Here is a 14858-nt window from a genome sequence, read left to right as displayed (position 1 = left end):
ATTCGACAATAAATGACATCAAATCTTGATCTTAACGGAAAATCAATTTTAATAACCGGGGGAACCGGATCATTTGGAAAAAAGTTCGTTGAAACAATTTTAACTCGTTGGCCTCAGGTTAAACGTCTGGTAATATATTCACGGGATGAGTTAAAACAATTTGAAATGGCACAGCAATTTCCCAGAGAGAAATATGATGGGATACGCTATTTTATTGGAGATATAAGAGATGCTGAAAGATTTCGTCGTGCATGTGAAGGAATTGAAATAATTATTCATGCAGCTGCATTAAAACAGGTTCCAACTGCTGAATACAACCCTATGGAGTTTATTAAAACAAATATTATTGGAGCCGAAAATGTTGTAAATGCTGCATTAGATTGTGGAGTGAAAAAAGTTGTTGCATTGTCTACTGATAAAGCTGCGTCACCCATAAATTTATATGGAGCAACAAAACTATGTTCTGATAAGCTTTTTACAACAGCAAATAATATTAAAGGAAAACGTGATATCACTTTTTCTGTAGTACGTTATGGAAATGTAATGGGAAGCAGAGGTTCAGTAATTCCGTTTTTTATGAATAAACGTAAAGAAGGAGTTTTGCCTATTACACACCCCGAAATGACAAGGTTTAACATTACACTTGAAGATGGTGTTGAGCTTGTATTGATGGCTCTTGAGAGAGCACTTGGTGGAGAAATATTTGTACCAAAAATTCCTTCATATAAAATCACAGATGTAGCAACTGCTATTGGACCAAATTGCAAACAGGAAATTATTGGTGTTCGTCCCGGTGAAAAAATTCACGAAGAAATGATAACCGAACATGACAGCTATAACACTATTGATGCAAAAGACTTTTATATAATTTTACCTATACTACCTGAAGAAGTTCTGAAAAAATATGAAAGTCATTTTTCTGCTAAACATGTTCCAGAAGGGTTTAAATACAATAGTGGAACTAATACAGAATGGCTATCAGTTGAAGAAATAAGAAATTTAACAAAAGAATTTGTTGACAAGAATTTTGCTATATGATCTCACGTCCTATCCCATATGGTAGACAAACAATTACACCAGAAGATATTGCTGCAGTCAGCGAAGTGCTTTCTTCTGAATTTCTAACACAAGGTCCTAAAATTGCAGAATTTGAAAATGAATTCGCAAAATATATAGGATGTCAATACGCAGTTGCTGTTGCTAATGGCACAGCAGCACTTCATCTTGCAGCTCTTGCATTAAATGTAAAACATGGGACTAAAGTTATAACAACTTCCATAACATTTGCAGCAAGTGCAAATTGTGTTTTATATTCCGGAGGTGAAATCTTTTTTGCGGACATTGATCCTAATACTTTTACTTTAGATATTAATAAAATTCGTGACTTATTAGAAGCTCATCCTAAAGGAACTTTTTCCGGAATAATTCCTGTTGACCTTGCCGGTTATCCAGTAAATACAGAAGAATTTAGAAAACTTGCAGACGAATATGGGTTGTGGTTATTAGAAGATGCTTGTCATGCACCCGGTGGCTACTTTATTGACTCTAAAGGAAACAAAATTAATTGTGGAGATGGTAAATATTGTGATGCTGCAATTTTTTCATTTCACCCTGTAAAGCATATTGCTACAGGAGAAGGTGGAATGATTACAACAAATAGCAAAGAAATTTACGAAAAACTTTTATTGCTTCGCACACATGGAATAACAAAGAACCCTGATTTATTAATTGAAAACCATGGCAGTTGGTATTATGAAATGCAGGAGCTTGGTTTTAATTATCGCCTAACCGACATTCAGGCAGCTCTTGGCATTAGTCAACTTAAGAGAGCTGATGCCGGTATAACAAGGCGAAAAGAAATTGCTGCAAGATACAACACGGCATTTTTTAAATATCCCGATATTATTACTCCTCAAGTTTATTATCCCGAAAAAACATCTCATGCATATCATTTATATATTATTCAGGTTAAAAACAGAAAAAAAGTTTACGATTTTTTAAGAACTTTTCAAATATTTGCTCAAGTACATTATATTCCCGTACATTTAATGCCATATTATAAAAAAATTGGGTGGAATAATGGCGATTTACCTATAGCAGAAAATTATTATGCACATTGTTTAAGCTTACCAATGTTTCCAGCTTTAACTAACGAAGAACAGGATTTTGTTATAGAAAAAATAATAAAATTGATGAAAGAGTAAAGCACTTAATGAAAGTGATGGATGGAACGCTTTTAAGATTATTTCCAGCAGAGAATGATTCAAACAATAAATGGCTAAGCGGAATGATACATTGCCTCTCTTTCTAATTAATGGAGAAATAAGAACCATAAACGATTAAATTGAGCACACTGTAGCCACTTATGGTAAAGCAAACGGCGATTCAAAAGGAAAAGTAACCGAAGGAAAAGCAATTGCAAATACCAGAGCATTACTGGCATTTATTTATAAGTTTTAGTTTTTATTTTATCAGAACTCTCGTTTTTTTATGAAATAATACTGTACTAAAGAATATCAGAGTAATTTGAATTTATTTTCGACTTTTTAAGTGTTCTCACTTTGTACAAATGCACCCAATATCCCTTATCTTTACAAAAAGAATTTTATCATGGAATCAAAAGAAGATAATATTAAGGTAAAAATTCTTAATATAAAGGATCTCGAGGATTTAAAACTTAATGTTAGTGGTAATGTAGTTGCTGGTTTTCCCTCACCTGCTAGCGATTATATCGAAAATGAGCTGGATCTTAAATCATACCTGATAAAAAATGAGAGTTCAACTTTTTTTGTTTGGGCCGAAGGAAATTCAATGATTAATGATCATATATGTGATGGGGATTTATTGGTAATTGACAGGGCGTTTAAGCCCGGAAAGAATTCTATTTTGATGTGTTATTTAGATGGAGATTTTACAATTAAAAAGGTAAGTAAAATAGGAAAAGATTTTTATCTTATTCCTTCCAATCCTGAGTTTGAGCCAAAAAAAATAGATGAAGGTTCAGATTTTAGATTATGGGGGCGGGTAAGATTTGCAATTCATGAGTATAAATAATATGTATGCTTTAGTAGACGGTAATAACTTTTATGTTTCGTGCGAAAGGGTTTTTAACTATAAAATTGAAGGAAAACCTGTAGTAGTACTATCAAATAATGATGGTTGTATAATTTCGCGCTCCAATGAAGCAAAAGCTTTAGGTTTAAAAATGGCTGAACCTATTTTTAAACGCAAGGAAATAATTGAAAAACATAATGTAGAAGTTTTTTCGTCAAATTATACACTTTATGGAGATATGTCAAATAGAATGATGAAAGCTTTGAAATTGTTTAGTCCCGATATTGAGGTTTATTCAATAGATGAAGCATTTCTTAATCTTGACGGAATTAATGTAAATTTAAAAGACTATGCATTAAAAATAAAAAACACCATATTTGAAACTGTAGGTATTCCGGTTGGTGTAGGTATTGCAAACACAAAAACATTGGCTAAAATTGCTAACAAAGTAGCAAAAAAGAAAGAAGGAATATTTGTTATCGATTCGGAAGAGACCCGAATATGGGCATTAAAAAACACATCAATAGAAGATGTATGGGGTATTGGTCGTCAATATTCTAGAATGCTTTTAAATAATGGTATTAAAACAGCGTTTGATTTTAGTCAACTAGATGCAAGCTGGGTAAGAAACAAATTAACAGTTGTGGGACAACGCACAAGAGATGAACTTTTAGGACAGCAGCGTATTTTGCTCGATACAATAACACATTGTAAAAAAAATATTGCCACAACAAGGGCATTTGGGAAAAAATTATCTGATTTTAATGTTATTACCGAAGCGGTTGCAAATCATGCTGTGCGTTGTGCAGAAAAGCTTCGTAAACAAAAATCGGTTGCCAATTTTATAACAATATTCATACATACTGATCCTTTTTCTGAAAGAGAAAAATATATTTATGATTGTGTTACAGTTACAATGTCAATGCAAACGAGTAATAACCATGATTTAGTTAATGCCGCATTGATAGGTCTTAAGTCAATATATAAACCTAATTTACTTTATAAGAAAGCCGGCGTTATTGTAAGTGGAATATCATCTGAAAATGTTATTCAGGGAAATCTTTTTGAGAAAGAAAGTAATGATAAAAATAAAAATATTTCTAAACTTGTGGATAAATTAAATAACAGATATGGAAAAGATTTTGTAAAGCTTGCAGCACAGGGAAATAATAAAGACTGGAAGCTTAAACAGGAAAAACTTTCTCCAAGATATACTACAAGGTGGAACGAACTATTAAAAGTTAAAACATAGTGTAATATGTGTTTCTATTATGCTGTAACAAAGAAGAGCGTAAATGCTCTGGTAAATGGTAAAATTATAAGAAACGATCAGCTTAATCTTTTCGAGGATCAGCTAATAGTTAATGGTTTCGATCATCCTTTTATGCCTGTTATTACAGATGCTAATCCGGATGATATTTCTTTTTTTAAATGGGGGTTTCTTCCTAACAATATAGAGAACACACAGCAGGCAGATGAGTTTTTATCTAAATATAATACCCTAAACGCAAAATCAGAAGAGATTGAATCTAGTCACCTGTATGCGAATTCATTTAAAAATCGTAGATGTCTTGTTCTTTGTTCTGGATTTTTTGAATGGAGAAAAGTTAAAAAGGAAAAAATACCATATTATGTGACTTTAAAAAATGAAGAACTTTTTGTTTTTGCCGGTATTTGGAATGAAACAAAGGATAGTAAAGGCCAAATAACAAAGTCTTTTGCTGTTTTAACTATTGATGCAAATGAAATTATGGCAAAGGTTCATAATACAAAATTAAGAATGCCTCTAATATTAAGTCCTGAATCGGCAAAACAATGGATTAACAAAGAACAAAATATTGAAAAAATTAAAAGTATTATAACTCCTGTTTCTTCTGATTTAATCAAAGCACATACTATTAAAAAGTTTATGCCAATAAACTCAAAAAAGATTTATACTTCAGATTTAATTGCCTATTATAATTATCCAGAAATATTTGGATTATTATCTGAACAGGAAACGAAACTTTGATTATATATTTTTTACTTTTTTTAAATAAAATTTTTAAGAATGAATTAAAAAAACCCTTAAATGTGTAAACAATTAAGGGTTTTTTCTGAGGTCTCTTCCGGATTCGAACCGGAGTAGACGGTTTTGCAGACCGGTGCCTAGCCACTCGGCCAAGAGACCTTTTTGGACTGCAAAAGTATTAAAAAATTTCATTATCCTGCAAATTCATCAATAAAAAGAAACTATGTTTGTAAAAAATAATGTTTTTTCGATGCAAATCTCCCTGTATAACGATTTTATTAACTGGCTCGAGAGTCATATGGGGACATGTATTTATAGAAAATTTTTTGGTATAGAATGCCCGGGTTGTGGAATGCAACGTTCATTTATAGAATTATTAAAAGGAAATATAATAGAAAGTGTAAAATTATATCCGGCATTATTACCTATAATTTTCACATTAATTTTCCTTGTTTTACACCTAATTTTCAAGTATAAAAACGGGGCTTTGATTTTAAAAATTTCGTTTATATTTACAGCATTGTTAATGATTATTGCATACATTGTAAAACTTATTAATTCAAATTAATTAAGAAATGAGCGACGAAGAAATAAATATAAATCCACCTGTTTATTCAAATAATACAGATACAAATATTCAAAAGAATTTGCCTAATGCTACAGGCATTCTGGTTATGGGAATAATTTCCATTGCCACTTGCTGGTGTTATGGAATATCAGGTATTACACTCGGAATAATTTCAATTGTACTTTCACGAAAAGCTGGTAAATTATATAAAGCAAATCCAGACCTTTATACTAAGTCTTCATATAAAAACATGAAAGCCGGTAAAATTTGCTCTGTTATTGGATTATCACTGTCGGCATTGTTTTTAATATATATAATAATTGTAGTATTATTTTTTGGTTTGGCACTCGGAACAGCGTCCGGATCTATGCCATGGGATACCTATGATTATTATTAGATTGCTTTTCATTTAAATTTTAAATATAAAATGAGTACGGAAAAAAGAATAGAGGCATTTGCAGCTCTTGGTCAACTGCTAAACGACTATTTTATTTCCGGCAAATCTAACTCTCCTTTTTTAGAAAAATGGAAGTGTAAAATAGATAAAATTATTGAAGAACAGCGACAGACAAACCAATGGTTTACACCAGAAAACGTAACACTGGCTTTAAAATCATGGTCGGAATTATTAACTGTAGAAAATTTAAACAAATGGTTAGAGCCATACCATGATTTAATTCAAAAAAAGAAAAATCCAGTAACAGTTGGTGTAATATTAGCCGGAAACATCCCTTTGGTTGGGATGCACGATTTTGTTTCGGTATTAATTTCAGGAAATAATTTTATTGGTAAACTTTCGTCAAAAGATGATTCTCTTATTAAATTAATATCTTCTATTTTATGTGATATCGAACCTGAGTTTACATCGTCAATTTCTTTTTCAGAAAATCAACTTACAAATTTTGATGCTATAATTGCAACAGGAAGTAATAATACAGCAAGATATTTTGAATATTATTTTGGCAAATATCCCAGTATTATCAGGCGAAATAGAAATTCTGTTGCAGTACTTACCGGAGAAGAAACTATTGAAGATTTAAAAAATCTTTCAAAAGATATTTTTCAATATTTCGGAATGGGATGCAGAAATGTGTCAAAAATTTATGTTCCAGAAAAATATAATTTCGATAATTTCTTTTTAGCAATGGATCATTGGAATTATCTTTATCAACATAATAAATATGCAAACAATTACGACTATCATAAATCCGTTTATCAAATGAATATGATAGAGTTTTTTGATAATGGATTTATGCTGTTAAAAAACGATCGTCAAATTTTTTCGCCACTTTCTGTAATTTTTTATGACTATTATTCAGTTATTACTATATTAGCCGCCGAAATAAATGAAAATATCAACGAAATTCAATGTATTGTGAGTAAGAGCAATGAAATTGAAAATGCAGTGCCATTCGGGAAGTCGCAAGCACCGAACTTATGGGACTATGCAGATAATATTGATACAATGAAATTTTTATTAAAGCTTTAATTATTTAGAATATGATTTACAAATTCAAGGTTTTATCAGAAGAAGATGACAAGTTCTTTATGGATATTGAGATAATGTCCGATCAAACCTTTTACGATTTACACGACTTTATTCAGGAAGAACTGGAGTATGATAGTAGTTTACATGCAACATTCTTTATTGCAACTCACAACTGGCAAAGAAAACAAGAGATTGCTCTAATAGAGACTCAAGTAAAGGGAGGAGAAAAAATAATTGCTATGGATAAAGCTATATTATCCACTTTTATGAAAGACGCTCATCAAAAACTTATTTACGTTTTTGACTTAATAAATCAAAGGTCGTTTTTTATAGAGTTAATGGAAACCAAACAAGATACTTCAAATAGATATTACCCTATATGTATTGATTTTGGTGGTGAAATTCCACCTCAGTTTGGTAAAAAAGCAGCAAAAAAATCAAGCCTGTTTGATGATGATGATGATGACATAAATGTTTTCAGTACAAAAAAAGTAGCTCCTATTATTGACGACGAACTCGAAGAAGATTTTGCAAGCGAGTCATTCGAAAAAGATATTCAGTTTGAATTTGAAGATGATTCTTTACTTGCAGGCGAAGCAGAGGAAGAGGAGGAAGATATTGATCGAGATGCACCGGAAGATGAAGATGATGATGGAGATCCTGACGAAGATTAGTCAGAGATTTTTTTCCTGATTTAGAAAAACTTTTTTAGTGATTATAAAAGCCCCTTTATTAGTTGTTATTGCCGGACCTACTGCAGTTGGAAAAACTAATACAGCTATTTCTTTAGCACAATATTTTGATTGTGAAATTATTTCAGCAGACTCACGTCAGTTTTATAAAGAATTGAAGATTGGCTCAGCTCCACCCGATACAGCACAACTTGAAGCAGTAAAACATCACTTTGTCGGATTTAAAAATGTTACCGATTATTATAATGTAAGTCGTTTTGAGCAAGATGTTACAAATTTGCTGCCCGAACTGTTTAAAAAGAATGGTTTGGCAATAATGACTGGTGGTTCAGGATTGTATATAGATGCAGTTTGTAATGGAATAGATGATATGCCAGACTTTGATCCTGAACTTCGACAACAACTTGCAGAAAGAATGAAAAATGAGGGAATAGAAAGCTTGCGATTAGAGTTAAAAAAACTCGACCCTCAATCATATAACAACGTTGACTTAAGAAACACTAATCGGGTATTTCGTGCCCTTGAAATGTGTCTGCTTACGGGAAAACCATATTCACAGTTTTTACAGAAATCAAAAAAAGAACGACATTTTAACATCGTGCGCATTGCAATAAATATGGATAGAGCAAAACTGCACGAAAGAATAAATTTACGTGTTGACCTGATGATGGAAAAAGGTCTCGAAAATGAAGCACGTGATTTGTTTCAATATCGTTCATGCAATGCATTAAAAACTGTTGGTTATAAAGAACTATTTGAATACTTTGATGAAATTCATAATCTTGAGGTTGCGGTAGAGTTGATTAAACGAAATACCCGTCGATATGCTCGCAGACAGATTTCATGGTTTAATCGCAACAACGATTACAATTGGTTTGAGCCGGAACAGATTCCTGATATAATTAGTTTTATACAAAACCAAATAACAGTTTGCAGGAATGGATAAACCAACAAAATTCACAATAAGAGCTTATGCTATTATTACCAACGAAAAAAACGAGGTTTTGATAAGTGATGAATTTGTTTTTGGTATTCGTGTTACAAAATTTCCTGGTGGTGGTGTTGAGTTGGGTGAGGGAATAATTGATTGTCTTCACCGTGAAGCCTTGGAAGAATTAGGTCAGGAGATTGAGATTGTGAGTCACTTTTATACTACAGATTTTTTTCAGCAGGGATTATTCAGAAGCGATGTGCAAGTTGTTTCGGTTTATTATATTGCCAAACTAAAAGAAGCTCCAAGATTTAAAATTTCTTCAAAACCTTTCGATTATGAAGATGAAATTGAAGGTGCACAATCATTCAGATGGGTTAATTTGAAACAACTAAATCTGGAGGAGATAACTTTACCTATAGATAAAGTTGTTGCATGGAGGTTGATCTCAGGTTCAAAAATGTGATTATTTCATTGCCTCTGAAAAAAGAGTTTTTCCATAAAGAACAATTTTTATTTCATAATCTTTAAATTCTGCAGACTTTGAATTAACAAACTTATTATCGTTATTTATCCAGGCTATTAAATGGTCATTGTATAAATAACATATTGCATGATTAATATTTTTATTTGTTAAAGTATCAACCCAGTTTGCTTCAGTGTAAAATAACTGATTATTTAAATAAAACCATTCAATATTTTTTATAATAGACCCTACTTTGTGTTGAACTTTAATCAATTGCAATACATTGTCTCTTAGATACACATGTCTGAAATTGAGACTGTCTTTATATTTTTCTATCTTCTGAAAATTGTTAATATTTAAAATAATGTTATTCTTAAACTTATCAATTTCTCTGATTTGCTGTGTTGTATCATTTGAAATCAATACAGGTTCTATCTCAAAAGAAGTTTGAGAATATAAACCTGATGGGATTGATATAAAAATTATAAAAAATAAGATGAAGTTTTTCATTTTATTGTAATTTGATAATAACTGGTGCTGTTTAAAGAAATGATATACAAATTTAATTATTTGTTTAAACTAATGCAATTTAATAATATTTAGCTTCCAATATTTTTATTTTATCTTTGATATCTGTTTTATTTGAATGAAGAAATCTGTTTTTAATACTTTATCACCTTTTTCTAATGGACTTACAAGTTCATTTTACCAGAAATTATCGGGTAAAAAACTAATATTTCCTTTTTATCATTCAGTAGCTTTTAAACCGCTTTTACATATTGATTCGTTGTATACAACTCGCTCACAACCTGAATTTATTAATGACTTAAATTACCTTCAAAAGTATTTTAAGGTTATAGAACCTCAAAAAGCTTTTCAGCTTTATAAAGAGAAGCAGCAACCTTTAAGTCCTTCATTTTTGCTTTCTTTTGATGATGGATTAGCCGGTTTTTATTATCATGAAGCACCAATGCTTTTAGAAAAAGGAATTCCAGCGGTTATTTTTTTAAATACTGCGTTTATAGATAATAAAGATTTGTTTTACAGATATAAAGCAAGTTTGTTAATTAATCATTTAAAGGAAAATTCTGAAACAATACGATTAATTTCAGTTTTTCTAGCAGATAACGGAATACAAAAAAATAATGTTTTTGAAGCTTTGCTTGCAATCACTTATAATAACAAGGATTTGTTAGATAAAGCTGCAAAAATATGTTGCTATAGTTTTGCTGATTATTTGGAGAAAGAAAAGCCATATTTAACTTCAGAACAAATTACAGAACTATCAGGTAAAGGATTTGTTTTTGGTGCTCATAGTATTGATCATCCTAAATTTTCTGACATAAATTATGATGATCAGCTAAGGCAAACTCAAGTATCAGTTGAAATAGTAAAAACAAATTTTTCGCAATCACTTTCATTGTTCGCTTTTCCATTTACCGATGATGGTGTTAAAGCCAATTTATTTGATAAATATTTTAGTGAAAACAACCCGATTTTAGATTTTTCTTTTGGTGGAGCAGGGCTGAAAAATGAGCAGATTGAAAGACATATTCAAAGAATCCCAATGGAAGGAATTAAAGCTTCAGGTAAAAAAATAATCAAAACTGAGTATCTTTACTATCTGATAAAATCTGTTTTCGGAAAAAATACTATTCATAGGTAATGGAGATTGTAAAATTAAACAGACAGCAACTTAAAGAGTTTATTCATTCCGATGAATACAAGTCTATGCCTTATATTCCAATCTCGTACCATCGGGCATTATCTCATATTAATAACCCAAGAGCAAATGATGATGACATATTGTTAATTCTTGTATATGAAAAGGAATTGATTGGATATTTAGGCATTATACCTGATTTTGTTTATGTAAATAACATTCCTGAAAAGATGGCATGGATGAGTTGTATATGGATTCACCCAAACGCGAGAGGAAAAGGAATTGCAAAAAAAATGACCGAATTGTCAATAGATTTGTATAATGGAAAAATATTTGCGACAGAATTTACACCCGAAGCTGAAGCTCTATATAATAAACTTGGTAAATTTGATAAGCTTGTAAATAAATCTGGTATTCGGATTTACAGGCGTTCATGTGTGCATAAAGTAATCCCGTCACGGTTTCCTAAAACTTCTTTTTTACTTCCTTTATTTAGTCTGCATGATGTTTTTATAAATTTATTTCACGACTTGTTTTTAAATAAAAGAAATAAGTTTTCACCGGGATATACTGTTGAATTTCCTGACAATACTTGTTTTAAATTTTGTGAAACATTCTTGCAAAACCAGTTAATGCAAAGATCAGAAACAGAAATGAAATGGTTTTTGAATTTTCCATGGATTAAGGAAACTATTTTTCCCACTAAAGATAGTAAAAGGTATCATTTCAGTTCAGAAGCAAGATCTTTTCAAACGATTTCTATTGTAATAAAACAAAATGCTGAAATTGTCGCATTCTTCATTGTAACAGTTCGTGATAAACACATGAAAACTCCTTATTTATATGTTAAGTCAGGTCATGAGAAAATAGTATGCGAAACATTAAATAATTTAATGTGTGAATATAAAACGGACATATTAACAACGTATAATGATTCAATAAAAAGCAATTATAGAAATAGTATTTCTTTTCTTAAATCTAAAAATATTACCCGTAAATATCTTCAGTCAAAAGTATTTAATTTATTTGTTAATGAGTCTATGTTGCAGGATGGTGACGGCGATTGTGGGTTTGTTTAAAACACATATTTATGAAAACAATATTTACAGTTATTTTAGTTGTTATTATTTCAACGAATTGTTTCTCGCAGACAATAAATAAAAAGTCACTCGATCATTCGGTTTATGATGGATGGAAATCTATAACAAATGAAATAATAAGCGATGATGGTAAATGGGTAAGTTATGAAATTAATCCTCAGAAAGGAGATGGATGGCTTTACTTATGGAATGCAACAACTAATAAACTGGATTCATTTTCACGTGGCTATAGGGCAGTGTTATCACCATCTTCTGATTTCATTATATTTAAAATAAAAACTCCCGAAGCAATAACCAGAAAAGCTAAGAAGGATAAGAAAAAGAAGGAGGATATGCCCAAAGATTCTCTTGCTATTTATTTTATGCAAAAAGATACAGTTTTAAAATATGAAAGAATTAAATCTTTTGCAGTACCAAAAGAAAATCCTTTGTGGCTGGCAATTCACCTGGAAAAAGAACTCAAAAAAGCAAAAAAAGATACAGTATTAACAATTGACACATTAAAGAAAAATATTAAAAAAGTTGATAGTAAAACGAAAAAACCTAAAGAGAAAAAAGAACCGGGCACCAGACTTATTTTATTAAATATTGCAAGCCTAGATACAATTTCTTATCCCAGAATTACTGAGTTTTCTGTTTCAAAGAAAGGGCAGCTTATTTCTTTTATACAAACAAATAAAGATACATTAGATACTGCACAGGTATGGGTTTTTAATACAAGAAAAAATGAGGCTCTTTCAGTTTTTAAATCTTATGGTATTGCTAAAAATATAAGCTGTAGTGAAAATGGAGATGCAATTGCTTTTCATAATTCTAAAGATACAACAGAAAATAAAACATTTGTACTTAATCTTTGGTCATCGAGCACAAAAAAATGTTCTGTAATTTGTGACACTAACTCAGTTAATATTCCAAAAGGTTGGACGGCTTCTGAATATACCGTTCCTTGGTTTTCATCAGATGGGTCAAAATTATATTTTGGAACTGCATTAAGACCTGTAAATCTTCCTAAAGACACATTGCTAGAAGAGGAAAAATATAATCTTGATTTATGGAACTGGAATGATGCACAAATACAGCCTCAACAGCTCAAAGATCTGGATAAAGAGAAGAAAAAAACTTATACTGCTGTTTTTCATTTGAAAACAAATAACATTGTGCAATTAGCTGATACTTTTTTTGAAAGTATTAATACCCCTTTTAAAGGTAATGGCAAATTTGCTTTAGCTTCTTCCAATGTTTTGTATGAAAAATCATCAATGTGGGATTTTCCTGTATTTCGTGACTATTTATATATTGATATTGAAACTGGTAAAAAAACTGTTTTAGCAAAAAAAGTAAAATACAATATTTCAATTTCACCTTCCGAAAAATATTTTACTTGGTTTGATTCTAAGGATAGTGCCTGGTATGTTAAACCAATTGGATCTGAAAAGCCTGTTTGTTTAACATGTGGAATCAAGCTTCCTTTTTATGATGAAATAGATGATACCCCAAACGCACCTGATGCATATGGAAGCGCTGGCTGGACAAATAATGATGAATATTTTCTTGTTTATGACCGATATGATATCTGGAGATTTGATCCTATGGGAAAGAGTATGCCAGTTATAATAACAAATGGCAGGAAAAATAAAGTAAGATATAAATATCAAAAAACTAATATCGAAATAAATATTATAGACAAGAACGAAGATATTCTGTTTCATTTTTTTAACGAAGAAAATAAAAATGAGGGATATTGTTATTATAACTATAAAACAAATAAAATATATGACCTTATTAAAAAGCCTGCAAATATCGAATTTAGTGCTAAAGCAAAAAGTGCAAATTCTTTTTTGTGGACTGAATGTACATTTAACATTTATCCTGATATTCATTATTCAAATGATAAATTTAATAATCCAGTAGTTATATCTAATGCAAACCCTCAGCAAAGTCAGTATTTGTGGGGAAGTGTAGAGCAGGTGAAGTGGAGATCTTTTGATGGCAAAGAATTAGAAGGATTGTTATATAAACCTGAGAATTTTGATCCCTCAAAAAAATATCCGATGATTTCATATTTCTATGAACGCCATTCAAATGAATTATTTAAACATTCGAGCCCACGTCCAAGCCGCTCTGTAATTAACTTTACTTATTATACCAGTAACGGATACTTAATATTTGTGCCTGATGTTAAATATGGAATCGGTCATCCCGGAAAAGATGCTTACAACTGTATTATTTCGGGTATTAAGGAATTAAGTAAAAATTCATGGGTAGATTCAAAACATCTGGCTTTGCAAGGTCAGAGCTGGGGAGGATATCAGATTGCACAACTTGTGACCATGACTGATACAATGTTTGCTGCTGCAATGGCAGGCGCTCCTGTTAGCAATATGACTAGTGCATATGGTGGTATAAGATGGGAATCCGGGCAAAGCAGAATGTTTCAATATGAAAAAGGGCAAAGTCGTATTGGTGCAACTTTATGGGATAGTTTAAGTTTATATATTGAGAATTCACCATTATTTGGTGCTCCAAATGTGAAAACTCCATTACTTATTATGTCAAATGATGGCGATGGTGCTGTTCCATGGTATCAGGGGATAGAGTATTATTCTGCTCTTAGAAGACTTGATAAACCTGTATGGCTCTTGAATTATAACGGAGATGAACACAATCTTGGTAAACGATCAAATATGTTGGATTTAACAATACGAATGCAACAGTTTTTCGATCATTATCTTAAGGGATCTCCAGCACCAGAATGGATGGAGAAAGGTATTCCTGCAATAAAAAAAGGAGTTGAAAATGGATATAAATTAACTCGTTAAAAATTTAAATATTAATTTGCTCTATAAATATTATTTTGTTTTATCTTTACCAAACAGAGCATTAT

General features: G+C 31.0%; 15 protein-coding genes and 1 tRNA gene. 14 read left to right on the top strand and 2 right to left on the bottom strand.

Annotated features, from left to right (window positions below; all coding sequences use genetic code 11):
- Window positions 1-12 precede the first annotated feature (12 nt).
- From pseB to HY951_08160, 5 genes are all read left to right on the top strand, one after another.
- Window positions 13-1038 (top strand): UDP-N-acetylglucosamine 4,6-dehydratase (inverting), encoded by a 1026-nt coding sequence (pseB, locus tag HY951_08180; GenBank protein MBI5540020.1) that lies wholly within the window; start codon window positions 13-15, stop codon window positions 1036-1038.
- Window positions 1035-2204, top strand: a complete 1170-nt coding sequence (pseC, locus tag HY951_08175; GenBank protein MBI5540019.1) for a UDP-4-amino-4,6-dideoxy-N-acetyl-beta-L-altrosamine transaminase — start codon at window positions 1035-1037, stop codon at window positions 2202-2204. The genes pseB and pseC overlap by 4 nt, the downstream gene beginning before the upstream one ends.
- 406 nt (window positions 2205-2610) lie before the next feature.
- Window positions 2611-3054, top strand: coding sequence for a translesion error-prone DNA polymerase V autoproteolytic subunit (gene umuD / locus HY951_08170; GenBank protein ID MBI5540018.1), 444 nt, complete (start codon window positions 2611-2613; stop codon window positions 3052-3054).
- A gap of 1 nt (window position 3055) precedes the next feature.
- Window positions 3056-4306: a Y-family DNA polymerase gene (locus tag HY951_08165; protein ID MBI5540017.1), complete on the top strand. Its 1251-nt coding sequence runs from the start codon at window positions 3056-3058 to the stop codon at window positions 4304-4306.
- 6 nt (window positions 4307-4312) lie between these two features.
- Complete coding sequence (locus tag HY951_08160; protein ID MBI5540016.1) at window positions 4313-5065, top strand: SOS response-associated peptidase; 753 nt, start codon at window positions 4313-4315, stop codon at window positions 5063-5065.
- A gap of 88 nt (window positions 5066-5153) precedes the next feature.
- On the opposite strand, the gene HY951_08155 is transcribed toward HY951_08160, so the two are convergent.
- A tRNA-Cys gene (locus HY951_08155) sits at window positions 5154-5224 on the bottom strand.
- 91 nt (window positions 5225-5315) lie between these two features.
- Between HY951_08155 and HY951_08150 the strand changes: the two genes are divergently transcribed.
- The 6 genes from HY951_08150 (at window position 5316) to HY951_08125 (ending at window position 9211) form a co-directional block, all read left to right on the top strand.
- The gene (locus tag HY951_08150; protein ID MBI5540015.1) at window positions 5316-5633 is read left to right on the top strand and encodes a DUF2752 domain-containing protein; all 318 of its coding nucleotides are present in this window, start codon (window positions 5316-5318) and stop codon (window positions 5631-5633) included.
- Window positions 5634-5739: 106 nt separating this feature from the next.
- On the top strand, window positions 5740-6030 hold the full coding sequence (locus HY951_08145) for a hypothetical protein (GenBank protein ID MBI5540014.1): 291 nt from the start codon (window positions 5740-5742) through the stop codon (window positions 6028-6030).
- Window positions 6031-6060: 30 nt separating this feature from the next.
- Window positions 6061-7122: an acyl-CoA reductase gene (locus HY951_08140; protein ID MBI5540013.1), complete on the top strand. Its 1062-nt coding sequence runs from the start codon at window positions 6061-6063 to the stop codon at window positions 7120-7122.
- Between the two features lie 11 nt (window positions 7123-7133).
- Window positions 7134-7796 (top strand): hypothetical protein, encoded by a 663-nt coding sequence (locus HY951_08135; GenBank protein MBI5540012.1) that lies wholly within the window; start codon window positions 7134-7136, stop codon window positions 7794-7796.
- A 40-nt stretch (window positions 7797-7836) separates the two neighbouring features.
- Window positions 7837-8760: a tRNA (adenosine(37)-N6)-dimethylallyltransferase MiaA gene (gene miaA / locus HY951_08130; protein MBI5540011.1), complete on the top strand. Its 924-nt coding sequence runs from the start codon at window positions 7837-7839 to the stop codon at window positions 8758-8760.
- Window positions 8753-9211: an NUDIX hydrolase gene (locus tag HY951_08125; protein ID MBI5540010.1), complete on the top strand. Its 459-nt coding sequence runs from the start codon at window positions 8753-8755 to the stop codon at window positions 9209-9211. The genes miaA and HY951_08125 overlap by 8 nt, the downstream gene beginning before the upstream one ends.
- Here HY951_08125 and HY951_08120 read toward each other — a convergent pair whose 3' ends face one another.
- The gene (locus tag HY951_08120; protein MBI5540009.1) at window positions 9212-9721 is read right to left on the bottom strand and encodes a hypothetical protein; all 510 of its coding nucleotides are present in this window, start codon (window positions 9719-9721) and stop codon (window positions 9212-9214) included.
- Window positions 9722-9857: 136 nt separating this feature from the next.
- Between HY951_08120 and HY951_08115 the strand changes: the two genes are divergently transcribed.
- Genes HY951_08115 through HY951_08105 form a run of 3 tightly spaced genes read left to right on the top strand, consistent with a single transcriptional unit; the run spans window position 9858 to window position 14793 of the window.
- Window positions 9858-10877 (top strand): polysaccharide deacetylase family protein, encoded by a 1020-nt coding sequence (locus HY951_08115; protein MBI5540008.1) that lies wholly within the window; start codon window positions 9858-9860, stop codon window positions 10875-10877.
- Window positions 10877-11953 (top strand): GNAT family N-acetyltransferase, encoded by a 1077-nt coding sequence (locus HY951_08110; protein ID MBI5540007.1) that lies wholly within the window; start codon window positions 10877-10879, stop codon window positions 11951-11953. The genes HY951_08115 and HY951_08110 overlap by 1 nt, the downstream gene beginning before the upstream one ends.
- An 11-nt stretch (window positions 11954-11964) precedes the next feature.
- Window positions 11965-14793, top strand: a complete 2829-nt coding sequence (locus HY951_08105; protein MBI5540006.1) for a S9 family peptidase — start codon at window positions 11965-11967, stop codon at window positions 14791-14793.
- Window positions 14794-14858: the final 65 nt, after the last annotated feature.

Source organism: Bacteroidia bacterium, from assembly GCA_016218155.1.
Lineage (GTDB): Bacteria > Bacteroidota > Bacteroidia > Bacteroidales > GWA2-32-17 > GWA2-32-17.
Note: the sequence above shows the minus strand (reverse complement) of the source record. Positions and strands in the feature narration are given on the sequence as shown.